Consider the following 23286-nt stretch of genomic DNA (forward strand, 5'->3'; position numbering starts at 1 on the left):
CGCACGAACGAGGTCGCGAACCTGACGGTGCAGCGGGCGGTGGCGCGATGGCGGTGTTAATGGCAACTCTCCATCACGCGCATCGGCGCTGCGTGCGCGAATCAGAACCGGTAATCCACCCCCACCGTGAAATAGCGGCCGCGCAGGTCGTATTGGGTGAAGTCGTAAGGCGCGCGAATCCCGGGGAACGACGCATCGACCGGCGGCTGCTTGTCGGCCAGATTTTCGATCTTGGCGTAGAGCGTGAGCGCGTCGATGCCGGTGTAGCCCAGATACAGATCGAACTGGTTGTAGTCGCCCACGCGCGACTGCACGGCGCTCGCTGCCGCGCTGGCCTTCTGGTCGTAGCCGCCGGTGTAGTACCAGGTCAACGCGGCACTGATGGTACCCAGATTCCAGTCCAGCGTGGTGGTGGCCTTGTTGCGGGGCAGCGACGGGCCGAGATTGCTGCCGGCGTAATCCTGCAGCGGGCCACCGACCACGGTGGGCCGACGGTAATCGCGGACATGCGTGTAAGCCGTGTTGAGCCCGAAGTTGTCGGCCGCCTCGGTGCGCCAACGCTGGCGCAGTTCGACATCGATTCCGGAGGTGCTGAGCTCGCTGAGATTCTGATAGCGGTTGTACACCGCCACCAGGGTGCCGCACTCGTTGCGCACGACATCGGCCGGATTATTGTTCTGCACGATGGTGGCGTTGTTGCCGGTGCCGACCAGGTTGTCCAGTTCGATCTTGTACCAGTCCACGCTCAGGCTGGTCTCTGCCCATGGCGACAACACCACCCCCAGGTTGTAGCTGCGGGTGCGCTCGGGGTCGAGCGCGGTGTTGCCGACAGTGAAAAAAGTCGGGTTCTGGCGCGAGCCCGGCACATCCGGATCGTAGGGATCCACCACCGAGCCGTAGGAAATATTGGTGCTGGCCGCATTCTCCGACAGCGACGGCGCACGAAAACCGCGCGAGGCCGCCGCGCGCACCAGCACCGCATCGAGCGGTTGCCAGCGCAAGCTCGCCTTGGGCGAAAATGCATCGCCGAAATCGCTGTAGTGATCGCCACGCCCGGCCAGTTGCAGCTCCAGCGATGGCAGCAGCGGTACGTTGACTTCGGCATACAGCGCAGACACCTTGCGCTCGCCGTCCACCGCAGCAATTGCCGGGCGGATCTGCAGGCCTTGATCGATCTGCAGCGGATTACGCGACACCAGTTCTTCCTGCCGCCACTCGGCACCGGCGGCGAATCCGACGCTACCGGCCGGCAGCTCGAACAGATTGCCCGACACCTTGGCATCGACACCGCGCAAGGTCGATTGCGCAGGCCGCAAGGTGCTGAGGTTGATGCCATCGATCACCGCCTGCGGTGTGACCGCTGGATCAAGCAGGTTGTAGCTGCCGTCGGCCAACGCCTGCGCCAAGGTGAAGCGGTTGGCAAAACCGCCGGACACGGTTTCGTGCTCGGTGCTGCGTGCGGCGAACGCCGCCGCCTCCCAGTCCCAGCGTTCGGTGGTGCCGCGCACGCCACCGAGAAAGCGGTAGGACTGCGAGCGATTGGTTTTGACCGTCTGGCCCAGGTCGAAGAAGGTGTATTCGATCGGCACCGCCGTGCCGTACGGGTTGTAGGGGCTGGAAGCCGGCAGCAGGTTGGAGACCGGCTCGGCCAGACCGGTGCTGGCGTTCAACGCAAAGCGGCCGCCTTCCAAGGTGAAGTACGGGCTGGAGCCGAAGATCGACACGCCCTTGACCTCGCTGTAGAGCGCCTCGCCGAACGCTTCGACAGAATCGCTGAGCCGGAAGGTGGCGTTGGTGTAGGCCTGATAGCGCTTGGTGGAGGGAATCAACGTGGTGAACGGCGCCTGGTTGAAGCCGCAGGTGTCGCCGGCCAGCCCGTCGATCGGCGCGCTGGCGGTCAGCACCGTGCCGGCAGGGCAGTTGCCCTGCGCATCGAGCATCGGCACCGAGCGGCCGCCGACCAGGTAACGTGCGCCCTTGGCCGACCAGCCATTCCAGCGCCCGCCCGGCAGATCGCTATAGATGCCCGAGCGGGTCAGTGCGCGCTGGTCCTGATCGAGACGGTCGCGGTTGTAGGCGTCGAAGCTGAAAAGGATGTTGTAACCGTCGCTGTCCAGATCGCCGATCCCGCCGACGAATTTGGCACGCTGCGTGTCCATGCCGCCCTGATCGGAGGTACCACCGCTGAGGCCCAGTTCGGCGCCCTGAAAATCCTGCCGGGTGATGATATTGACCACGCCAGCCACCGCGTCGGAGCCGTACACCGCCGAGGCGCCATCCTTGAGCACTTCGATGCGCTCCACTGCCACCAGCGGCAGCGCGTTGAGATTGACGAAGGTGTCGCCCAGGCCATTGGCGGGAAAGCCGTAATTGGCCAGGCGGCGACCGTTGAGCAGGACCGGCGTGTTCTTCTGCGACAGCCCGCGCAGGCCGATGCCCGCCGAGCCGGACGCCCAGCCGTTGTTGGTGGTTTCATTGGTGGCGTTGCCGGTGTTGGCCGAGATGGAACGCAGCGCGTCGGCCACGGTGACCTTGCCGGACTGCTCCAGTTGCTGGCGGTCGATCACCTGCACCGGGTTTGGGCCTTCGCTGTCGCTGCGCTTGATGTTGGAACCGGTGACGCTGACGGTAGCCAGGGTCTTGCCGGTGGCGGGTGTTGCCTCGTCGGCATGTGCAAGCGGGATCAGCACCGACAACACGGCAAGAGACAGCAGATAAGGCATAGGGCGCTTCACGCACGGCATCCACGAACAGGGGGGCCGTGCAGTGGGCCATGTACGCTTTACTAACAAAAATTACATATCTGCATACAGATATGCGTCACGGTGACACACGCTGACACACGAGGACGTTGCCAGCGCACCGGACCTGGCCGGTGCTGCCCTGACCTATCGCGTGCAAGCGGTCGCCATCGCCTGGAGATGCGGAAAGTACTGCAGCGTTGCGCGTGCCGTGGGCTCCATACGGCCCGGCGCACTTACAATGCCGCGCATGGATATCTTCAAAGTCTTTACCCTCGAAGCCGCGCACCGGCTTCCCAACGTGCCCCCTGGGCATAAATGCGCGCGCCTGCACGGCCATTCGTTTCGCGTCGAGCTGCATGTCAGCGGCGAACCCGGCGCCGAGACCGGCTGGATCATGGATTTCGGCGACATCAAGGCCGCTTTCCAGCCGATCTACGACCGCCTGGACCACCATTACCTCAACGAAATCGAGGGACTGGAAAACCCCACCAGCGAGCGCCTGGCGATCTGGATCTGGGACCAGCTCAAGCCGGCGCTGCCGCAGCTGAGCGAGATCGTGGTGCATGAAACCTGCACCTCCGGCTGCCGCTACCGCGGCTGAGCGCACGGCGCACTTGTGTGACCTGACGCCGCCCGCTGGGGCGGCTTCGTCGTTTCCGGAGCCAGCTAACCGGTTGATATGCAAACACTTTGACAGCTGTTTCGAAAATCTTCAGCAAACGTGTTGCATCGCAACAATATAGGTGTATGCTGCAACGCAACAAACGGTCACGGCTTTCCCCAAGGGGTTCGCAATGTCGGCGCAGTTCGAAAACAGTTTCACCAGCCAGTTCGCTTCTGCCGCAGCACGTGCCAACCAGTTGGCATTGGAAACGCTGGAACGCAACGTCAACGCAACCAGCAGCTTTTTCGGCGAGTTTGCGCAGGCACGCGATCTGGGCGCGTATCAGACGCTTTGGCCGAAAGGCCTGCAGGTAGCGCGCGACAACCTGGAACGCTTGGCCTCGGTCAACCAGGAAGTGGTCGGGCTGGGATTGAAGATGTCCAGCGAGCTTGGGCAGTTTGCCAAGCAACAGTTCGAAAACGGCAGCGATCAGGCCGGCGCATCAGGCAAGACCCGGCGTAAGTAAGCGCCAATAAAATTCAGCGTCTTTGCATGGGTCCCTCCCCCCGTGCAATCCGGCCCGACAGATCCCTCCCTCTGTCGGGCTTTTTTATTGCCTGCGCAAGCGCGCCGTGCCAGCTAGCGCGGCAACTGCAGCCCGTGCGCCTGGGTGGCAGCGTCGGCGCCCGGGCGCCACGGGATCCGGCCCCAGTACGGCATCGCCAGGCGCTGGCGCAGCATGCCGATGTTCTCTTCGATGCGCTCCATCTGCGGATCCACTTCATTGGCGATCCACCCGATGCACTGCAGCCCATCGGCAGCAATGGCAGCAGCAGTGAGGCGCGCGTGGTTGATGCAGCCCAGCCGCACGCCGACCACCAGCACCACCGGCAGCTGCAAGGCGCACACCAGATCGGCTTGATCCAGCGTCGCACTCAGCGGCGCGGCCCAGCCACCGACGCCTTCCACCACCACCACCTCGGCCTGCGTGCGCAATTGTGCGAAGGCCTGCACGATCGGCTCCAGCGCCAGCGTCACGCCGACCTCAGCTGCTGCCAGCTCCGGTGCCAGCGGCGCCGGCAAGGCGTAGGGATTGAGCACGGCGTAATCCGGCTGAGGATCGCTGGCCGCCTGCAGCGCGAGCGCGTCTTCGTTACGCCAGCCGTGGGGCGTGTGTTCGCAGCCGCTGGCCACCGGCTTCATGCCGACGGCGCGATGGCCGCGTGCGCGCAACGCGTGCAACAGCGCGGTGCTGCCCATGGTCTTGCCGATGCCGGTATCGGTGCCGGTGACATAAAAAGCTGGATGCTGCATACGCCTGATCCTGCGGCCGCGCCGCCATTGCCGTGAGGGCGCGCAGCATAACGTGCACACCGGATCCATGGCTGAGGCCGGTTGTTTCTCGTTTGCCTGCGGGAGCACGCTGCCTACGTGCGCGGCCCTGGCTGCCTTGGCCGATGATTGCGATTCAGCGGTGGAACCAGCTGGAGCAGATGCCGATGTCCGCGGTCGGGCACGCGAGATAAGAGCGCGGTGTCGAACATGCGTACCGCTTCGGCGCATTCTGCATGTTGTAATGCCCGCGGGTCGGAGCGCCCTGCGGATGGCAGCTCTTGCGCGTTCCCTGCCCGCTCGCAACCACGCTGCAAGACGGCCACTGCTAAACTTTGCCGATGTTCACCACCTCTTCGCTGACCGGCAGCAAGCCGGAACAATATGCCCAGCTCACCGCCCAGGCCCAGGCACTGGTGCACGGCGAGCCGGACCGGATCGCCAATGCCGCCAATCTGGCCGCGCTGATCTTCCATTCGTTGCCGTCGCTCAACTGGGCCGGCTTCTACTTCTACGACGGCCGCGAGCTGGTGGTGGGGCCGTTCCAGGGCCTGCCGGCATGCGTGCGCATTCCGCTGGACAAGGGCGTGTGCGGTGCAGCTGCCAGTACCCGGCAGAGCCAGCGCATTGCCGATGTGGACGCGTTCCCTGGGCATATTGCCTGCGATTCGGCATCGCGCTCGGAGCTGGTGATTCCACTGGTCAAGGGCGATGCGCTGATCGGCGTGCTGGACCTGGATAGCCCGGAGCTGGACCGCTTCGATGCCGACGACCAACGTGGCCTGGAAGCCATTGCGCAACTCTTCGTAGACGCGCTGGCGTGACCACCGAGCGGATGCGCAACATCGGCCCGAAGAGCGCGGCGTGGCTGCGCCAGGTCGGGCTGCGCACGCAGCAGGACCTGCAAGCGGTGGGTGCGGTGGGCGCATTCGTCAAGGTGCGCCGCGCGGGCTTCAAGCCCAGCCTCAATCTGCTGTATTCGCTGGAAGGTGCGTTGGCCGATTGCCATTGGCAGGACGTGCCGGAAGCGCGCCGGCACGCCTTGCTCGCCGAATACGAAGCGGCCAGCGCGCTGCTACCGATGCGCGGCCGCGCCATCGGCGGACCGGTGGAAACCGTGCATTACGCGCGTGCCGACGACGACGATATGCACGGCGATGCGGACACTGCGGCCGATGACGCCGCGGAGACGGCACACGACGACTGAGCGCGCGGCGTGCGGCACCGTCCATGCGGCGCGTGGCGTCAACGCGCGGCGGCGTCCCGCAGCGTGGGTGCGAGCGAGGCACCCAGCGTCTGTCCGTGCGTAAGACCGGGAAGCGGCCGATAGTCGGCCTTGATGCCCGGTAACGAGGACAACAGCGCGACGAGCTTGGGGACTGCGTGCGGATCTGCGCGTGGCCTTCCGGGCCGCTCGGTTGGCATGGCGCGTGCTGCTGGGTTGCGTGTGGGAGGTTCGCCCTCGCCTGCCATCATCGTCACGCTCCGCAATACCTGCGGCGTGTATGCGTCTGTCGCTTGCGCAGCATCCACCAGGCGGTGCGCCTGATCGACGATGAAGCCATCGCCCCACCATAGCGACGGATCCACCGCGACGTAGTGTTGAAACAGCTGCGGCTGCGTCAGCAGCATGTGCAACACGAACAGCCCACCGTACGAGTGGCCCCACACGGTCTGCCGGCGAGTGTCCACCGCCACGCGCGCCTCCACCTGCGGGCGAATGCGCGTCGCGATCAGTTGCGCGAACGCGGCCGCGCCGCCGGTTCGACGTTGCGGATTCAACGGATCGGTCTCCACGCGGCCATCGCCGTAACGCGCGGGTGTGTAATCCAGGCTGCGGCCGATCGCATCGATGCGTAGCGCGCTGTCATCGGCAATGAACACCAATACCGGTGCATCGCCGTGCGTGGACAGGCTGTCGAGCAGATGCGCGTCCAGCTCCATCAATGCCGCGTTGCCATCCAGCAGATACACCACCGGATAACCGGCCGCCGGCGGTGGCGCTTTTGGCACGGCGATCCGTATGCGATACCGCCGTTGCCCGTCGGCAGCCGTCAGTTGCAGCGCGCTGAACGCATAGGACGCACTGGCACGGTCGGCAACGGTGCTGCCGATCGTGCGAGACAGATCCGGCTGCGCGAGTGCCGGCGTGACACACACGAGCCATAGCGACATGCAAACCCAAACGGTCCACCGATAGCGATGCATCGAAGCTCTCCTCACGCGCACCGCCCGCCCGGCAGCGGCAGTGTTGTGGTGGCCAAACATCAGAAACCAAAGCGCAACGTCGCCCAATACGCGCGCCCCGGTTCGTTATAGGTGGCCGCGCCTGCTGCACCACCGGTGTTGTTGGTGCCCTCGCGAAACAGCCGGGTGTCGAACAGGTTGTCCACGCCCACGCCGAGGCTGACCGTGCGGGTGACGCGGTAGCGCGCACTGATGCTCCATACATCGTAGGGCTCGCGCGTGTCGGAGGCGATGGCGCCGCCGCTGGTGCTCGACTGCGTGGCCGATTCCTGCTTGCCGTAGAACGTGCCGGCGAGCAGCAGCGACAACGCTTGCGTCGGTTGCCAATCCAGCGTGGTGTTGACCGTGTATTCCGGGATCACCGACAGCGGCTGACCGGTCGCGGTGTTCTTGTTCTCGATCATGTAGGTGATGTTGCTATTCCACTTCAACACGCGACCCTGCTCACCCAGCAACGGCAGGGTGAGATTGCCTTCCACGCCCTGCACGATCGCCTCCGATGCATTGGTCCACTGAAAGACCTGCCCGCGTCCATCGGCGGTGGTGCCGACCGGCACCAGGCCGGCGACGATCTTGTCGTCGTACGCGTTATGGAAGTAAGTCAGCGAGGCATGGTGGCCGCTCTGCGGTGCCCACTCGATGCCGATCTCCTTATTGATGCTGGTTTCCGGATCGAGGGTGTCGTTGCCCTGGATATAGCAGCCCGAACCGAGGTTGGGGAACAGCACCGGGCAGCCATTGCCGCGCGTGTAATACAGATAATTGGTGTTGGACTGATACAGGTTGGGGGCCTTGAAGGCGCGCGCGATGCCGCCCTTGAGCAACCAGTCTTCGCTGAGCCTGTACTGCACGTTGAGACTGGGGCTGAGGTTGTTGCCGAACTGACTGTGGTGATCCAGGCGTACGCCTGGCGTCAGCGTCAGCCGCTCGCTGGCGTAGATGTTGTCTTCCAGATACACGGCACTGAGCGAGGCTTGGCTGCGTGGACTGCGCGTGCCTGCATCCAGACCGGGGAAGCCGCCACCGGCGCTCACCGTCTGCGACATCGAATACGCATCGTTGAGACGGCTCTGGCGGCGCTCGAAACCGAATGTCAGCACCTGTTCGGCCCATGCCTGCAGTGGCAGGTTGAACTCGCCGTCGATGTTGAGGTTATCGAGCGTGGCGGTGGAATCGAGCAGGTTGGCGGCGATGGAGCCTTCCGGGCCACCGGCCAGGCCTTCGTTGAGGCGGGTGTTGTCGGTGCCTTCGTAGGCAGCGGTGAGGCGCGAGGTGCCCAGCGCCCAGGTGCCGCGATGGGTGAGCGAGAACGTGCGGCGCAACATGGTATTGGTTTCGCTGCCGAACAAGGCAGTGAGATCTGCGCCGGCCAGACCATCGGCGCTGACCGCGCGATCGCCCGCATACAGATTGCCCTGGCGGCTGAAGCCGGCATCGAGTTCGATCACTTGCCCTTCCATCGGATCCCAGCGCAACAGGCCATTGATGTCCTTGTTGCGCACGCCCTCGCGCCCGGCCGGCGGCACTGCGGCGGCGTTACTCGCAAAGCGGCGATTGAGCTCCAGCGAATCCGGATCGGTCTTGTTGAGATTGCCGTACAGACGGAACGAAAACGTGTCCGACAGCGGGCCACTGAACTGGAATCCGGTGCGCTGACCACCGCCTTCGGCGCTGTGCTGCGGGACCAGACCGAACAGCGTCATCGCACCGGTCAGATCGCCGGTGGGTCTCTTGGTGATGATGTTGACCACGCCACCGGAGGCGCCCGAGCCATACCGCGCTGCCGCCGGGCCGCGCAGCACCTCGATGCGCTCCACCGCATCGGCCGGCACCCAGTTGGTGTCGCCGCGTGTATTGCGCTCGCCACTACGCCCCATGCGCACCGCATCGCGCGATCCCACCGGCTTGCCATCGACCAGAATCAGCGTGTTTTCCGGCCCCATGCCGCGCAGATCGATCTGGCGGTTATTGCCGTACTGCCCGGAGGCACTGTTGCCGGTGAGATTGACGCCGGGCATGCTGCGCAGCAGCTGCGAAAGATCGTTGACCGGCGCGCGCCGTTCGATATCTTCGTCGGTGATGACCGAAGTACCCAGCGCCTGGCGCGCAATCTGCGCTGCAGTAACGTGCACGGTGTCCAGCGATTGCGGATCGGCGACGATGTCTTCGGCGGAAGCGCTGAAGATGCAGCTGCCGCAACCCACCGCAACGGCCAGCACCAGCTGACGATGGGACAAGATGGGACAACGTGCAGGCACAGACATCCATGGCCGGCGTGATGCGGACATTTTCAAACCTCTCGACAGGAGATAGACCTCTGGCGACGGCTTGAGGTGACACGGTGGGGGTGCTGCGTGCAGCAGGCTCACGACGCGTGTGCGAGGCAGTGCAGCAGTCAAGATTGTCCGGGCATTCTACACAGATGCGATTCATTCTCAAATCGAATCGTGGTGATGGCGCAGCCGCATGCCGGCAGTGCAGTCCTGCGGCACCTCATACAGTCACGTCCGGCGCACGCATCGCGGGCATCTGCATCAACTGCGTATAGACGCGACGGTCGCGCAAATGGTGTCAATCAAACGCGCCGAACGCCGTGACGCAGAGCGGTGTTGCTGGCTACGCCTTGATAAAGGCGGTGTCTGCAACACACGCCAATCGCGCAGCGCGCCTTACCTCAACGCAAGCAGCTCGCGCATGTCGTCGATGATGGCCACGGCACCGGCGGTCTGCACATCGAAGCCACGCAGGTAGCCATAACACACCATCGCCAGCGGCATGTTCGCGGCGTTCGCAGCGGCGGCATCGGTGGCCGAATCGCCGACCATCAAACACTGTTGCGGGCGACGCTGAAAATCATGGGCAAGCTGCAGCAGCGGCGCCGGGTCGGGCTTGCGCTGCGGCAACGAATCGCCACCGAGCACACGGCTGAAGTGCGCGGCGATGCCCAGATGCTCCAGCAACGGCGCGATAAAACGCGCTGGTTTGTTGGTGCACAAGGCCAGCGTGACGCCCGCATTGCGCAAGCCCGTCAGCGCCTCGGCAACGCCGGGATACAACTGCGGGTCGTGCAGCAGGCTCGCCTCGTAATGGCGCATCATCACCGGCATCGCCGCATCGGCATCGCAGGTGCTGCCGGCTTCGCGCAGTGCGATGGCAAGCAGGACATGCACACCTTCGCCGATCCAGCCGCGGATCGTTTCTTCGCTGAACTGCTGCAGCCCCAATTCCTGCAAGGTGCCGTTGAGAGCCTCGGCAATATTGGGTGCGCTGTCCACCAGCGTGCCATCCAGATCGAAGATCACCAGCGAATACGGAAACATTCGGACGGCCTCGTGTGCGGGAGAGGCGCAGTGTACGCAGTGCAAGATTCAGCGCGCGTCACTGCGAAGCGCTGGGGATTGCTCGCCGCCTGCGTCAGATGCAGCCATCGCCGCATGCGACACGCAATGCGGCACGGACCGCTCACTCCAACGGCGGCATCTGGCCGAACAGCTGCCCCTGCACCGCGCCATTCTCGACATCGCTGAAACCGCCCAAGCCCACACCGACCAGGCGATAGCGCGTCTGCGCGGGCAGCTCCACGCGGCGGGTCAATGCCAGGGCGATCTGCGCCAGCGCCTCCTGCGAGGTAGGCGGCTGCTCGGGCGTGTAGGAGCGCGTCAGGATGCGAAAATTCGAGGTCTTCAATTTCAGCACGACGGTGCGGCGGATGCGTTCGGTGCGGCGCGTGGCCAGCCAGGTTTTTTCGGCCAGGCGCAGGATGTGCGGGGCCAACGCATCAAGCGCCAGGTCTTCGCTGAAGGTGTCTTCCGAGGAGACCGATTGCACTTCCTGATCCGGCTCGACCGGGCGCTCGTCGATGCCGCGCGCGCGGCGATACAGACTCTGACCGAAACTGCCGAAATGCGCCTGCAGTTCTTCCAATGGCCGCTGGCGCAGATCGGCCACGGTGACGATGCCCAGCGCCGCCAACTTGCCATCCATCACCTTACCCACGCCGGGAATGCGATTGACCTTGAGCGGCAGCAGAAATGCATCCACGCGGCTGGGCGCGATCACGAACTGGCCATCGGGCTTTCGCCAATCCGACGCGATCTTGGCCAGGAACTTGTTCGGCGCGATGCCGGCCGATGCCGTGAGCTGGGTTTCTTCGCGGATCTGTGTGCGGATCAACTGCGCGACCTCGGTGGCCAGCTGCATGCCGGTTTTGGCGTGCGTGACGTCCAGATATGCCTCGTCCAGCGACAACGGCTCCACCAAGTCGGTATGACGATGGAAAATTCCGCGCACTTGCCGCGACACCGCCTTGTAGCGCGCAAAATCCGGCGGCACGAAGATCGCATCCGGGCACAGGCGTTCGGCACGCACGGCCGGCATTGCCGAGCGAATGCCGAAGATCCGCGCTTCGTAGGAGGCCGCGCACACCACCGAACGCGCACCGCGCCAGGCCACCACCACCGGCTTGCCACGCAGGCTAGGGTCGTCACGCTGCTCCACGGACGCGTAGAACGCATCCATGTCCACGTGCACGATCTTGCGCATCAAGCGGATTCTCTGTCGCAGGTCTGCGCTCATGATAAGCCAGCGCCGTCTCACATCTTGCGTCGAGAGACTTCACCGCGCATTCGTAAAGCGAGCACGAGCGCGCGCCGAACACCAACGGTTGCGCATCCGATGACAGCGCGTGCAAAGCCGACAACGCGGGCCTGCACGCACGCATCGACCGCAGGCCCGAGCGCTGTGATGTGGCATGCAGCAGCGTATCTGCGCGCTGCGCAGTCAGCGGAAAACAGCACGCATGCGTACGGATAAAACGTTTGATTGAACCGCGCGACCTCATGCACCCTTCCCGGCCTCGCCTTTCGCTCCTTGCAGGAAACGTTCGTCATGACTCGTCAAAGTACGTACTCGCGCGACCAATTGCTGGCCAGCGCGCGTGGGGAATTGTTTGCGCCCGACAGTGGCCGTCTGCCCAATGATCCGATGCTGATGTTCGACCGCATTACCGAGATCAGCGACACCGGCGGCGCACATGGCAAGGGCGTGATTCGTGCCGAACTGGATATCCGCCCTGACCTATGGTTCTTCGGCTGCCACTTCATCGGCGACCCGGTGATGCCAGGCTGCCTGGGCCTGGATGCGATGTGGCAGCTCACCGGCTTTTTCCTCACCTGGATCGGCGCGCCGGGCCGTGGCCGCGCATTGGGCTGCGGCGAGGTCAAGTTCACCGGCCAGGTGCTGCCCAGCGCCAGGCTGGTGCGCTACGAGATCGATGTCAGCCGCGTCATCAACCGCAAGCTGGTGATGGCGCAGACCGATGCACGCATGCTGGTGGATGGGCGCGAGATCTACACCGCCAAGGATCTGCGTGTGGGCATGTTCACTTCAACGGAGAATTTCTGATGCGTCGCGTCGTCATTACCGGAATGGGCATCACCTCATGCCTGGGCAACGATCTGGACACCGTCTCCAGCGCATTGCGCGAGAGCCGCTCTGGCATCACCGCGCTGCCCGATCACGCCGAAGCAGGCCTGCGTAGCCAGGTCGGCGGTGCGGTGGCGCTGGATCTGGACAGCCTGATCGACCGTAAGCTCAAACGCTTCATGGGCGATGCCTCGGCCTACGCGTACTTGGCAATGCGCGACGCGATCGCCGATGCGGGCCTGGATGCCGAGCTGGTCAGCGGCCTGCGTACCGGCGTGATTGCCGGCTCCGGTGGCGGCTCCAGCCAATGGCAGGTGGAAACCGCCGATCTGCTGCGCAACCGTGGCGTGCGCAAGGTGGGCCCATACATGGTGCCGCGCACGATGTGTTCGTCAGTGTCCGCATCGCTAGCCACTGCGTTCAAAATACGCGGACTGAGCTACTCGCTGTCGGCCGCGTGCGCGACGTCTGCGCATTGCATCGGTGCGTCGGCAGATCTGATCCGGCATGGCGCACAGGACGTGATGTTCGCCGGTGGCGGCGAAGAACTGCACTGGACGATGAGCGTGATGTTCGATGCGATGGGCGCGCTGTCCACCGGTTTCAACGATCGCCCCGCCGTGGCCTCGCGCCCGTACGATGCGCAGCGCGATGGCTTCGTCATCGGCAGCGGCGGCGGCATGCTGGTGCTGGAAGACTACGATCACGCCATCGCACGCGGCGCACGCATCCATGCCGAACTGCTCGGCTATGGCGTGACCTCCGACGGTGCCGACATGGTCGCGCCCAGCGGCGAAGGCGCCGTGCGCTGCATGCACATGGCCATGCAGGGGCTGCAGCATCCCATCGATTACCTCAACACGCATGGCACGTCCACGCCGCTGGGCGATGTCACCGAACTGTGCGCGGTGCGCGAGGTATTCGGCGACAACGTGCCGCCGCTGTCTTCGACCAAGGGGCTCTCCGGGCACTCGCTGGGCGCGGCCAGCGTGCACGAGGCGATCTACAGCCTGCTGATGCTGCGCGATGGCTTCATGGCCGGCTCGGCGCATATCGACGACCTCGATCCGCGCGCCGAAGGCTTTCCCATCTTGCGGCAGACGCAGGACGCGACCTTGAACACGGTGATGTCCAACAGTTTCGGCTTTGGTGGCACCAACGCGGCACTGGTCTTCGGGCGAACCTAAACCATCTGCCCGCATCGGTGCCATCCAAGCCGATGCAGGCATTCACACGATGTCGTCTGTCGCGCTGCAGCGCCTACGTAAACCGCCGATCAAGAGTCCTGCCCGAGACTGCTGGGCCGACTGCGGTCATCAGACGATCCTGCGGCTGCAGAGGGGGTTTCATGCGGACGCGCCATCCAGGCCGATCCGAACGCGGCAGCCGCGCCGACGCCCCAGACCACGGATGAGGCGGTGCTAAGTTTCACCGCCGTGAGCGGCGCGTCCTGCTGAGCGGCCGTAGTGGCGGCAGCGGCAAGCCCGGCAGCGGCGATGTTTGCTGCACCGCTGACGCCCTGCAGCACCCGGCTTGGAAGAACGGTGGCGGTATCGCTGGCAGCACGCACCAGGTTGGCCCCACCGTTCAATGCCCAGGCCGCCGCCGATGCATACGCCACACGGGTGCTGTCGTTTCCGTTCAGCGAAGGAGCCAGCGCACTGAGTACGCCAGCGGCAGCGCCTACCATATTGGCGCTTGAAACCAATGCATTGGCGGGCACGTTGCCGGCCTGATTGATGACCGCGCCACCAGCCCACAGGGCACCACTGACAATACTGGTGAGCTCGGCTGGCCGCTGCTGCGACGCAGACAGTTGTGCAGCGGCCACCGAGAGCCCCGACGCCGCTGCGTCCACTAATGGGCCGCCGTATGCGCCCACCTGCTGCAATAAGCCCGGCGCATCGGCATGCGAGGGCTCTGCAGAAACGTCGGTATTGGCCCGAATCGCCGCACGGGATGGTGCCCGTCCAAGCGAAGACAACGCATTTTCGCTGGAGGGTGTGGCAGGTACCGATGCAGTTTGACTATCGATACCCGCTTCCACATCAATGCCGGTCGCCGCATGCGACGTCATGGATGACACGTTGCCAATCACCATTTTTGACTCCTGGCCGCGTTGGACACGATCGGACTCTAGCAAGTGCCTAAATAAAAAAGCTGCAATCCAGTAGGAATGAAGCATAAATTTCGCATAACGCTTGCGTGGACTGCACCGTTCACCAATGCAATGCAGATGCCAATTGGCCGTACAGGCCTCTCAGCCCGCCATGCCGTTATGCCGTAGCAGCGCATCGATGGTCGGGGCCCGACTGCGGAAGGCGCGGAAGTTCTCTGCCGCCGGACGACTGCCGCCACGCGCAAGCACCTCGGCGCGGAACCGTGCGCCGGTCTGCTCCAGTTGATCTGGCGCTTCTTCGAATGCGGCATAGGCATCGGCGCTGAGCACTTCGGCCCATTTATAGCTGTAATAGCCGGCCGCATAGCCGCCGGCAAAAATATGGCTGAACTGATGCGGAAAGCGATTCCATGCCGGCGGCCGATTGACCGCCACTTCGTCGCGCACGCGCTCGATCAATTGCAGCACGCTGTCCTGGGCCGGGTCGTAGCTGCCGTGCAGCTGCATGTCGAACAAGGCGAATTCCAGCTGGCGCACGGTGAACATGCCGCTCTGGAAATTACGCGCCGCCAGCAGCCGATCGAACAGATTACGCGGCAACGGCTCGCCGGTCTGCACGTGCGCGGTCATCGCCTGCACGCGCGCCCACTCCCAGCAGAAGTTTTCCATGAACTGGCTGGGCAACTCAACCGCGTCCCATTCCACGCCGTTGATGCCGGCCACGCCCAGCTCGCCAACGCGCGTGAGCAACTGATGCAGGCCGTGGCCCATTTCATGGAACAGCGTGGTGACTTCGCCGTGGCGAAAGGTGGCCGGCGCATCGCCGCTGCCGCGCCCGAAGTTGCACACCAGATACACCAGCGGCGTCTGCACGCCGTTGGCGGTGTTGCGGCGGTTGCGGCAATCGTCCATCCACGCGCCGCCACGTTTGCCTTCACGCGCGTACAGGTCCAGATAGAACTGGCCGACCAGGGCGCCGTGCGCATCTTCCAACCGGTAAAACCGCACATCCGGGTGCCAGACCGGTGCGCTGTCGGGTTTGACGGTGAGCCCATACAGGCTGTGGATCACATCGAACAGGCCGGCCAGCACCTTCGGCTCGGTGAAGTACTGCTTCACCTCCTGCTCGGAAAAGCTGTAACGCGCCTGCTTGAGTTTTTCCGAAACGTAGGCCAGGTCCCAGGCCTGCAGTTCATCCAGACCCAACTCGTCGCGCGCAAAGGCTTCCAGTTCGGCGCGGTCGCGCTGTGCATGCGGCTTGGCGCGCGCAGCCAGATCGCGCAGGAAGCCCATCACCTCGTCGGGGCTCTGCGCCATTTTGGTAGCAACCGAATAGTCGGCGTAACTGGCAAAGCCAAGCAGCTGTGCCAACTCGGCGCGCAGGGCCAGGATGCGATCGATGTTGGCGCTGTTGTCCAGCGTGGCATCGCCGAATTCGGACGCGCGCTCGGCATTGGCGCGATACAGCCGCGCGCGCAGGTCGCGGCTGTCGGCATCGCTCTGCACCGGCAGATAGCACGGCATCTGCAAGGTGAATTTCCAGCCCCGCACGCCGTCCTTTTCGGCGGCCGCGCGTGCGGCGGCAATCACTTCGGCCGGCAGTCCCGACAGCTGGGTTTGGTCTTCGGTCAGGTACGACCACGCATCGGTGGCGTCGAGCACGTTCTGCGAAAACCTGGCTGCCAATGCCGAGAGTTCTTCCTGGATCTGCGCGAACCGCGCCTTGGCGGCATCATCGAGTTCGGCACCGTCCAAGCGGAAATCGCGTAGCGCATTGTCCAGCACCTTGCGACGCGCCTCATCGAAGTGTGCGGCTTCCGGCGATTGCGCCAGTGCCTTGTATTGCGCATACAACGCCAGGTTCTGCGCCAGCGCGCTGCCGAAGCGGCTCACCTTGGGCAGATTGCTGTTGTAGGCCTCGCGCAGCTCGGGCGTGTTGACCACCGCCTGCAGATGCCCCACCTGCCCCCAGGCACGCCATAGCCGCTCGGTGGCATCGTCCAGCGGCGTGACGAAGCTGTCCCAGCGCACCGGGCTGACCTGCTCGGCTGCCTTCACCGCCGCCTCGGCCTCGGCGAGCAATTGGTCGATCGCCGGGCCCACGTGTTCGGGGCGGATCGCATCGAAGGACGGCAGTCCGGACAGATCGAGCAGCGGGTTGGTCATGGAGCGCTCCGGCAATGGACTGGATAAGTAGATTCAAAGATCGGCAAACGTGGCAGGCAAACCGTGGCGCACAACCGCCAGCAGGCTGAGCACGGCGCCAGGGGCACGGTGCCCGCCCGTACCTGCCGACTGCGGACACCGATCGCACCGGCGTGGCGGTGAGCGCAGCGCCTTGATGCTCACGTCCCGGATATGGCGGTCATTCCAGCGCCGCACAAGGCAAGGCAGGCAAATCGCTGCCGTTCACGGCCAGCGCAATGGCGGCATCGCTGTCGCTGACATCGATCGCGCGCGCCTCGTACCAGGCCGGGTCGTAATAACTGTGCGCGTAACGTTCGCCGGCATCGCACAGGATGGTGACGATGGAGCCCTGCCGGCCCTCGTCGCGCATGCGCCGGGCGGCGTGCAGCACGCCGACGAAGTTGGTGCCGGTGGAGCCGCCCACGCGGCGGCCAAGCGTGGCGCTGACGTGGCGCATCGCCGCCAGGCTCAGCGCATCGGGCACCTTGATCATCACATCCACGCAGCTGGCGATGAAGCTCGATTCCACCCGCGGGCGGCCGATGCCTTCGATGCGCGAGCCGCCGGTGATGGCCAGCTCCTTGGGGCATTGGCCGTCCACTGCGCGGCAATAGCCGTCGAAGAACACCGACACTTCCGGGTCGGCGCACAGGATGCGGGTGGCATGGCGCCGATAGCGCACGTAGCGGCCCAGGGTGGCGCTGGTACCGCCAGTGCCGGGGCTGCAGACGATCCAGTCCGGGATCGGGTGCGGCTCTTCGGCCAGTTGCTTGAAGATCGATTCGGCGATGTTGTTGTTGGCGCGCCAGTCGGTGGCGCGCTCGGCGTAGGTGAACTGGTCCATGAAGTGCCCGCCGGTCTCGCGTGCGAGCTGGTGCGAGGCGCTGTCCAGATCGCAGGCGCGCTCGACCAGGTGGCAGCGGCCGCCCTGGAATTCGATCGCGGCGATCTTCTCCGGCGAGGTCGAGGCCGGCATCACCGCGATGAAGGGCACGCCGAGCAGGCGCGCGAAATACGCTTCGGAAATGGCCGTGGAGCCGCTGGACGCCTCGATCACCGGGCACCCGGCGCGCAGCCAGCCATTGGTGAGCGCGTACAGGAACAGCGAGCGCGCCAGGCGGTGCTTGAGGCTGCCGGTCGGGTGGCTGGACTCGTCCTTGAAGTACAGGTCGATGCCCGGATAGCCCGGCAGTTCCATCGGAATCAGGTGGGTGTCGGCCGACCGATTGAAATCGGCTTCGATCTTCTGGATGGCGGCGGCCACCCACTGGCGCTGCGACATGGCAGGACTTGGCTGCAAAAGTAGCGGTAATTCTACCGCCGTCGCCTGCCCGCCTACGCAGCCAGCGCATCGGGCGGACAGCTGGGGCCGATGCTATGCTCGCCGCACCTGTCACTGCCTCGACTGTCCGTGCTGCATCGCCTGCTCCGCCTGCTGCTGTGCCTGTGCCTGGTTGCCAACACGGCCACCGGCGCGTGGGCGTCTGTGGGCATGGCCATGCCGGCAATGGCGTCGGGCACGAGGCCCGCCGCGCCCATGGCGGGCACTGCCGCGACCACGCAGACGGAGCAGCCGGCTGCCCTGCCGTGCCATGAGGCGATGCCTCCGCCGACTGCCATGCAGGTGCACGATAAGGCCACGCATGCGCACGCGCCCGACTGCTGCAAACTGGGCAGCTGCGATTGCCTGCAGCACTGCAGCCTCGCCTTGTTGACCTTGCCTGCCGTACCCGCGGGCCTGCTCGGCCACCCGGCGCTGCCGGACACATTGACCGAGGGGCGCAGCAGCCCGCTGCCCGACCAACCGGTGCGACCTCCCATCGCCTGAGCGCCGGCGGCCCTGCCTTGGCCGTCCTCGGCCCCGCGCGTACTTGCGGGTTCCCTCAGTTGTGCGCTGCGCCCATCTCTTGCCGATGGAGCGCGCAGGAGATGTCATGTCTTTCGATCCCCCGTTTTCCCACGGCTCAACCGCCAGCGGCCTGAGCCGGCGCCGCTTCGTCCAGGGCCTGGCCCTGAGCGGCATCGCCGCCAGCGGCCTGTGGCGCAACGATGCGCGCGCCGCGGCCCAGGCGAACACGCCCGTGCTGCGCGGAAGCAGCCAGTCGCTGCAGATCGGCCGCCTGCCGGTCAACTTCACCGGGCGCCCCCGCTCCGCAATCGCCGTCAACCAGAGCCTGCCGGCACCCACCCTGCGCTGGCGCGAGGGCGACATGGTGAGCGTGCGCGTGCGCAACGCGCTGACCGACCAACCCACCTCGGTGCATTGGCATGGCCTGTTGCTGCCGGCCAACATGGACGGGGTGCCGGGCATGAGTTTCGACGGCATCGCGCCGGGCCAGGAGTATCACTACCGCTTTGCGCTGCGCCAGTCCGGCACCTACTGGTACCACAGCCATTCGATGTTTCAGGAGCAGTCAGGGCTGTATGGCGCCATCGTCATCGACCCGCTGGTGCCGCCGCCGTACCGGCACGATCGCGAACATGTGGTGCTGCTCTCGGACTGGACCGATCTGGACCCGGCCGCCCTGTTCCGTCGTTTGAAACAGATGCCGAGCCACGACAACTACGCGCAGCGCACCGTCGGCGATTTTCTACGCGATGCGCGCGACGGCGGCCTGCGCGCCACGCTGGCCGACCGCGGCATGTGGGGGCGCATGCGCATGACGCCCACCGACCTGTCCGATGTCAACGCCAACACCTACACCTACCTGCTCAACGGCGTGGCACCGGCCGGCAATTGGACCGGCTTGTTCAAACCCGGCGAGAAGGTGCTGCTGCGTTTCATCAATGGCTCGTCGATGACCTACTTCGACATCCGTATCCCCGGCCTGCGCATGACCGTGGTGGCCGCCGACGGGCAATACGTGCATCCGGTCAGCGTGGACGAACTGCGCATCGCCGCGGCCGAAACCTTCGACGTGATTGTCGAACCGCTCGGCCAGGATGCGTTTACGTTATTCGCGCAGGACATGGGCCGCACCGGCTTCGCCTGCGGCACGCTGGCAGTGCAGCACGGCTTGCAGGCGCCGATTCCTGCGCTGGATCCGCGCGCCATCCTGACCATGCAGGACATGGGGCATGGCGATGGCATGGATCACGCGCTGCCCGCAATGCATGGCGCGCCCGGGATGCTGGCGGCGCATGGGATGCACACCATGCACTCGCATGACGATGCCAAGGCACACGACAAGGCGCCGCATCATTCCGCCAGCGAAACCGGCAACCCGCTGATCGACATGCGCAGCAATGCCACCGCACCGCGCCTGGACGACCCCGGCGTGGGCCTGCGCGACAACGGCCGCCGCGTGCTGTGCTACGCCGATCTGCATAGCGTGCTCGACGACCCGGATGGGCGCGAACCGGGCCGTGACATCGAGCTGCATCTGACCGGGCATATGGAAAAATTCGCATGGTCCTTCGATGGCATCGCGTTCGCTTCCGCGCAACCCTTGCGGCTGCAATACGGCGAGCGCCTGCGCATCGTGCTGGTCAACGACACCATGATGCAGCACCCCATCCATCTACATGGCATGTGGAGCGACCTGGAAGATGCGCACGGCAACTTCCAGGTACGCAAGCACACCATCGACATGCCGCCCGGCACCCGCCGCACCTACCGCGTGCGTGCCGATGCGCTCGGCCGCTGGGCGTATCACTGCCATCTGCTGTACCACATGGAAGCGGGCATGATGCGCGAAGTGCGGGTGGAAGCATGAGCCGCTTTCGCATGCAGGTATGGTTCGCGGCTGCGTTCTTGGCGAGCGCATCTGCGGTTGCGCAGGAGCATCAGCACGATGCGATGGAGGAGGCACCGCAGGACATGCAGGAACAGGCGATGCAAACGGCCGATGGCGCACATGAGACCCCCGCATCATCTCAGGCCGCACCCATCGACCACACTCACATGTCGCACGCTGAGATGGGCACCGATGCCATGGACCATGAATCGATGAAGCAGGGATCCATGGACGATGCAGCCATGCACCACCAAGCGATGGATCACGCTTCGATGGATCACTCGAAGATGCACCACACGCAGCCAACACACGCTGCGCAAGCTCCTGCATCACTCACCGAGACACGCACTAACCCGCTACCACGCGCCCCCATCCCCCCAACCACGGCGGACGACATCGCCGCTGCATTCGCACCATTGCGCACGCATACGATGCACTCGGCAGGTATCAACCATTATGTCCTGCTCGATCGGCTGGAGGCTTCCAACACTAACCGCGGTAGCGGCCAGGCCTGGGAATCACGCGCATGGATCGGTGGCGACGTCGACCGGCTCTGGCTGCGCAGCGAAGGCGAGCGGCACGACGGGCGCACCGAATCCGCCTCGCTGGAAGCGTTCTATGGCCATGCCATTTCGCCGTGGTGGGATGTGCTTGTCGGCGCGCGCCAGGACATCGGCGCAGGAGAACATCGCAGCTGGGCGGCTTTCGGCGTGCAAGGACTGGCGCCCTACAAGTTCGAAACCGAAGCCACGCTGTATGTGGGCACCGGCAGCCGCGCGGCGCTGCGGCTGGAAGGCGAATACGAGGTACTGCTAACCAACCGCCTGATCCTGCAGCCGCGTGTGGAAGCCGACATCGCGCTTACCGACGACAACCGCCGCGGTATTGGCAGCGGCCTGGAACAGGTCGAACTTGGCTTGCGCCTGCGCTACGAGATCACCCGCCGCTTCGCGCCGTACATCGGCTGGGTGCACAGCCGCAGCTTCGGCGATAGCGCACAGCGCGCGGCGATGGACGATATCCGCGCGCGCGACAGCCGCTTTGTTGCCGGAGTGCGCGTTTGGTTTTGAGGCAGGTGGTACCGCGGTTGGCCCTCTCCATCAACGCTCGCGCATCCCACCCGCTGCCAGTCGGCCATGACACGCCGACAACCCTGCCCTGGCTAACATCGCCCATTCGCGCAACACGCCGCACCCCCACAATCCACACCAGGAGACCGCCATGTCTTTGAACGATCTGCAACACGTGCCAGGCGCCAATGCCGCGCCCGCCGAGACACACGGCTTCGTGTTCAACCACACCATGCTGCGCGTCAAGGATGCAACGCAGTCACTGGATTTCTACACGCGTGTCCTGGGCTTCCGCCTGCTCGACACACGCGATTTTGCCGACGCAAAATTCAGCCTGTATTTTCTCGCGCTGCTACCCGAAGGCACCGCCATTCCCGATGACGACGCCCAGCGTCGGCTGTGGATGGCAGGTATCCCCGGCGTGCTCGAACTCACCCATAACCATGGCACCGAAACCCAGGATGGCCCGGTCTATCACGACGGCAACAGCGACCCGCGCGGCTTCGGCCACCTCTGTATCTCGGTGCCGGATATCCATGCCGCCTGCGCACGTTTCGACAGCCTCGACGTGCCATACCAAAAACGCCTGGAAGACGGCCGCATGAAGCACCTGGCCTTCATCAAGGACCCGGATGGTTACTGGGTGGAGATCATTTCCAATACGCCGTTGGCGTAAGTCCAACGCTCAGCGGCAAGCTGGCGCGTCAGCGGGGACGGGATGGCAACCAGCCGATACCAATGCCGAACGCGACGCGTCCCTTGCCTCGAAGCCCCGCGCCGCAACGACGCGCGGTAACCGCCAGGCCCGGTGCAGCGACTGGACACAACGGCGGGCTGGAGTAGACTTTCGCCGCCCTCCGCAATGGATGCACCCCAATGCTCGTCAGGAAGATTTCACTGGTCCTTGCGCTAGCAACGATCGCCGCCTGCACACAGGCGACACCGGACGCCACCGCTCCGAAGACCGCCGCAGCCGCGGCCGGCACCCCTACAAAACCGTCAGAAAAGGATGCATCTCCCATGCAGGACGCAACCCAGGGATCGACCCAGCAACTGCAGCCGCCGCGGACCGACAGCGTGCTGTATTTCATCAGCAACGTGGACGGCGATGGCGCAACCTCGTACGAGGTCGCCAATGGCAGCTGGATTCATTATTGGTACGGCTTCCAGTTCGAACTCGGTGGTACGCGGTATTACACCGGCTTCGCCTGGGAAACGCCCGAGCGCTTCGGCGCAGAAAGCGAAGACCACTCTCCTGCGCCCGGCACCAAGGTGACGTTGGCCCATGCCACTTTCGTGACCAGCGAACCGGGGAGCAAAACGCCGTGGAAGCTGCTTGGCGCAGAGCCCTACATCGGCGAATTCGGCGGCTTGGAACAAGGCAACACCGTCGACACCACGCGTCAACCACAGACCTTTGTCACCGATGACAGCCGGCTGGTGCTGGCCGTGCCGACGTGGAGCCTGCAGTCGGGCGTGCGCATCCTTTCCTACGACGCACTGGTGTTCAACCCGAAAGAAACCGATAACGTCAACGACAAGCATTGGACCTATATCGGCAACATTCCGGCGGGTGAGGACAACAGCGCCAATTGTGGCGAAGATGCGCCCGGGAAGATTGCCTGCGTCAAGAACAGCAGCACGCTTGCGTTCGTGAAGCAGCCCGGCCTGCCCGCGCTGCGGGTAACCGTCTCTGCCGATCCGCCGACGAGCGGGGGGGACGCGACGGTTCAATATCGCTACGATGCGGCCAGCAAATCGTATTTGCCGACCCCTTGATACAGGACCAAAGGAATTGGTTCGGGCGGCGTACCGCTGCAGC

The 23286-nt window shown here is 64.7% G+C and carries 20 protein-coding genes and 1 pseudogene; 12 read left to right on the plus strand and 9 right to left on the minus strand.

What is annotated here, in order from left to right; genetic code table 11:
- Positions 1 to 101 precede the first annotated feature (101 nt).
- A complete protein-coding gene (locus F7R02_RS01855) occupies positions 102 to 2723 on the minus strand; it encodes a TonB-dependent receptor (RefSeq protein WP_078590331.1) in 2622 nt (873 codons plus the stop codon).
- Between the two features lie 268 nt (positions 2724 to 2991).
- On the opposite strand from F7R02_RS01855, the gene queD reads away from it, so the two are divergent.
- Together queD and F7R02_RS01870 are read left to right on the plus strand one after the other, a co-directional pair.
- The gene (gene queD / locus F7R02_RS01865) at positions 2992 to 3345 is read left to right on the plus strand and encodes a 6-carboxytetrahydropterin synthase QueD (protein ID WP_033484933.1); all 354 of its coding nucleotides are present in this window, start codon (positions 2992 to 2994) and stop codon (positions 3343 to 3345) included.
- A gap of 193 nt (positions 3346 to 3538) precedes the next feature.
- Positions 3539 to 3874, plus strand: a complete 336-nt coding sequence (locus F7R02_RS01870; RefSeq protein WP_003484072.1) for a phasin family protein — start codon at positions 3539 to 3541, stop codon at positions 3872 to 3874.
- A 113-nt stretch (positions 3875 to 3987) separates the two neighbouring features.
- Here F7R02_RS01870 and bioD read toward each other — a convergent pair whose 3' ends face one another.
- Complete coding sequence (bioD, locus tag F7R02_RS01875) at positions 3988 to 4662, minus strand: dethiobiotin synthase (RefSeq protein ID WP_005926566.1); 675 nt, start codon at positions 4660 to 4662, stop codon at positions 3988 to 3990.
- Positions 4663 to 4729: 67 nt separating this feature from the next.
- Between bioD and F7R02_RS26820 the strand changes: the two are divergent.
- The 3 genes and pseudogenes from F7R02_RS26820 (at position 4730) to F7R02_RS01890 (ending at position 5887) form a co-directional block, all read left to right on the plus strand.
- Positions 4730 to 5012 (plus strand): annotated as a pseudogene (locus F7R02_RS26820) (hypothetical protein).
- 9 nt (positions 5013 to 5021) lie between these two features.
- A complete protein-coding gene (locus F7R02_RS01885) occupies positions 5022 to 5504 on the plus strand; it encodes a free L-methionine (R)-S-oxide reductase MsrC (protein ID WP_003484068.1) in 483 nt (160 codons plus the stop codon).
- A complete protein-coding gene (locus F7R02_RS01890) occupies positions 5501 to 5887 on the plus strand; it encodes a TfoX/Sxy family protein (RefSeq protein ID WP_078567823.1) in 387 nt (128 codons plus the stop codon). Before F7R02_RS01885 ends, F7R02_RS01890 begins: the two co-directional genes overlap by 4 nt.
- A gap of 38 nt (positions 5888 to 5925) precedes the next feature.
- Here F7R02_RS01890 and F7R02_RS01895 read toward each other — a convergent pair whose 3' ends face one another.
- From F7R02_RS01895 to dinB, 4 genes are all read right to left on the minus strand, one after another.
- Complete coding sequence (locus tag F7R02_RS01895) at positions 5926 to 6888, minus strand: alpha/beta hydrolase (protein ID WP_078590332.1); 963 nt, start codon at positions 6886 to 6888, stop codon at positions 5926 to 5928.
- Positions 6889 to 6947: 59 nt separating this feature from the next.
- Positions 6948 to 9164 carry a TonB-dependent siderophore receptor gene (locus F7R02_RS01900; protein WP_167520947.1) on the minus strand — a complete coding sequence of 739 codons (2217 nt, stop codon included), beginning with the start codon at positions 9162 to 9164 and terminating at the stop codon, positions 6948 to 6950.
- Positions 9165 to 9596: 432 nt separating this feature from the next.
- On the minus strand, positions 9597 to 10247 hold the full coding sequence (gene gph, locus F7R02_RS01905; protein ID WP_078590334.1) for a phosphoglycolate phosphatase: 651 nt from the start codon (positions 10245 to 10247) through the stop codon (positions 9597 to 9599).
- A 142-nt stretch (positions 10248 to 10389) separates the two neighbouring features.
- On the minus strand, positions 10390 to 11469 hold the full coding sequence (dinB, locus tag F7R02_RS01910) for a DNA polymerase IV (protein ID WP_078590335.1): 1080 nt from the start codon (positions 11467 to 11469) through the stop codon (positions 10390 to 10392).
- A 345-nt stretch (positions 11470 to 11814) separates the two neighbouring features.
- On the opposite strand from dinB, the gene fabA reads away from it, so the two are divergent.
- Together fabA and fabB are read left to right on the plus strand one after the other, a co-directional pair.
- Positions 11815 to 12330 (plus strand): 3-hydroxyacyl-[acyl-carrier-protein] dehydratase FabA, encoded by a 516-nt coding sequence (gene fabA / locus F7R02_RS01915; RefSeq protein WP_003484052.1) that lies wholly within the window; start codon positions 11815 to 11817, stop codon positions 12328 to 12330.
- Positions 12330 to 13538, plus strand: a complete 1209-nt coding sequence (gene fabB, locus F7R02_RS01920) for a beta-ketoacyl-ACP synthase I (RefSeq protein ID WP_078590336.1) — start codon at positions 12330 to 12332, stop codon at positions 13536 to 13538. The genes fabA and fabB overlap by 1 nt, the downstream gene beginning before the upstream one ends.
- Positions 13539 to 13627: 89 nt before the next feature.
- Here fabB and F7R02_RS01925 read toward each other — a convergent pair whose 3' ends face one another.
- The 3 genes from F7R02_RS01925 to F7R02_RS01935 all read right to left on the minus strand — a co-directional run bounded on the left by F7R02_RS01925 (position 13628) and on the right by F7R02_RS01935 (position 17939).
- The gene (locus F7R02_RS01925; RefSeq protein ID WP_078590337.1) at positions 13628 to 14452 is read right to left on the minus strand and encodes a hypothetical protein; all 825 of its coding nucleotides are present in this window, start codon (positions 14450 to 14452) and stop codon (positions 13628 to 13630) included.
- A 159-nt stretch (positions 14453 to 14611) separates the two neighbouring features.
- Positions 14612 to 16636: a M3 family metallopeptidase gene (locus tag F7R02_RS01930; RefSeq protein WP_078590338.1), complete on the minus strand. Its 2025-nt coding sequence runs from the start codon at positions 16634 to 16636 to the stop codon at positions 14612 to 14614.
- A gap of 199 nt (positions 16637 to 16835) precedes the next feature.
- On the minus strand, positions 16836 to 17939 hold the full coding sequence (locus F7R02_RS01935; protein WP_078590339.1) for a PLP-dependent cysteine synthase family protein: 1104 nt from the start codon (positions 17937 to 17939) through the stop codon (positions 16836 to 16838).
- Positions 17940 to 18029: 90 nt separating this feature from the next.
- Between F7R02_RS01935 and F7R02_RS01940 the strand changes: the two genes are divergently transcribed.
- The 5 genes from F7R02_RS01940 (at position 18030) to F7R02_RS01960 (ending at position 23243) form a co-directional block, all read left to right on the plus strand.
- The gene (locus F7R02_RS01940; protein ID WP_078567828.1) at positions 18030 to 18485 is read left to right on the plus strand and encodes a CopL family metal-binding regulatory protein; all 456 of its coding nucleotides are present in this window, start codon (positions 18030 to 18032) and stop codon (positions 18483 to 18485) included.
- A gap of 85 nt (positions 18486 to 18570) precedes the next feature.
- A complete protein-coding gene (locus F7R02_RS01945; protein ID WP_139371024.1) occupies positions 18571 to 20373 on the plus strand; it encodes a copper resistance system multicopper oxidase in 1803 nt (600 codons plus the stop codon).
- On the plus strand, positions 20370 to 21464 hold the full coding sequence (locus F7R02_RS01950) for a copper resistance protein B (RefSeq protein ID WP_078590340.1): 1095 nt from the start codon (positions 20370 to 20372) through the stop codon (positions 21462 to 21464). The genes F7R02_RS01945 and F7R02_RS01950 overlap by 4 nt, the downstream gene beginning before the upstream one ends.
- Positions 21465 to 21615: 151 nt before the next feature.
- Complete coding sequence (gene gloA, locus F7R02_RS01955) at positions 21616 to 22140, plus strand: lactoylglutathione lyase (RefSeq protein ID WP_078590341.1); 525 nt, start codon at positions 21616 to 21618, stop codon at positions 22138 to 22140.
- A gap of 344 nt (positions 22141 to 22484) precedes the next feature.
- The gene (locus tag F7R02_RS01960; protein WP_078567831.1) at positions 22485 to 23243 is read left to right on the plus strand and encodes a hypothetical protein; all 759 of its coding nucleotides are present in this window, start codon (positions 22485 to 22487) and stop codon (positions 23241 to 23243) included.
- The last annotated feature ends 43 nt before the right edge of the window (positions 23244 to 23286 follow it).

Source organism: Xanthomonas cissicola, assembly GCF_008801575.1.
In the GTDB taxonomy this organism is placed as follows: Bacteria; Pseudomonadota; Gammaproteobacteria; order Xanthomonadales; family Xanthomonadaceae; genus Xanthomonas; species Xanthomonas cissicola.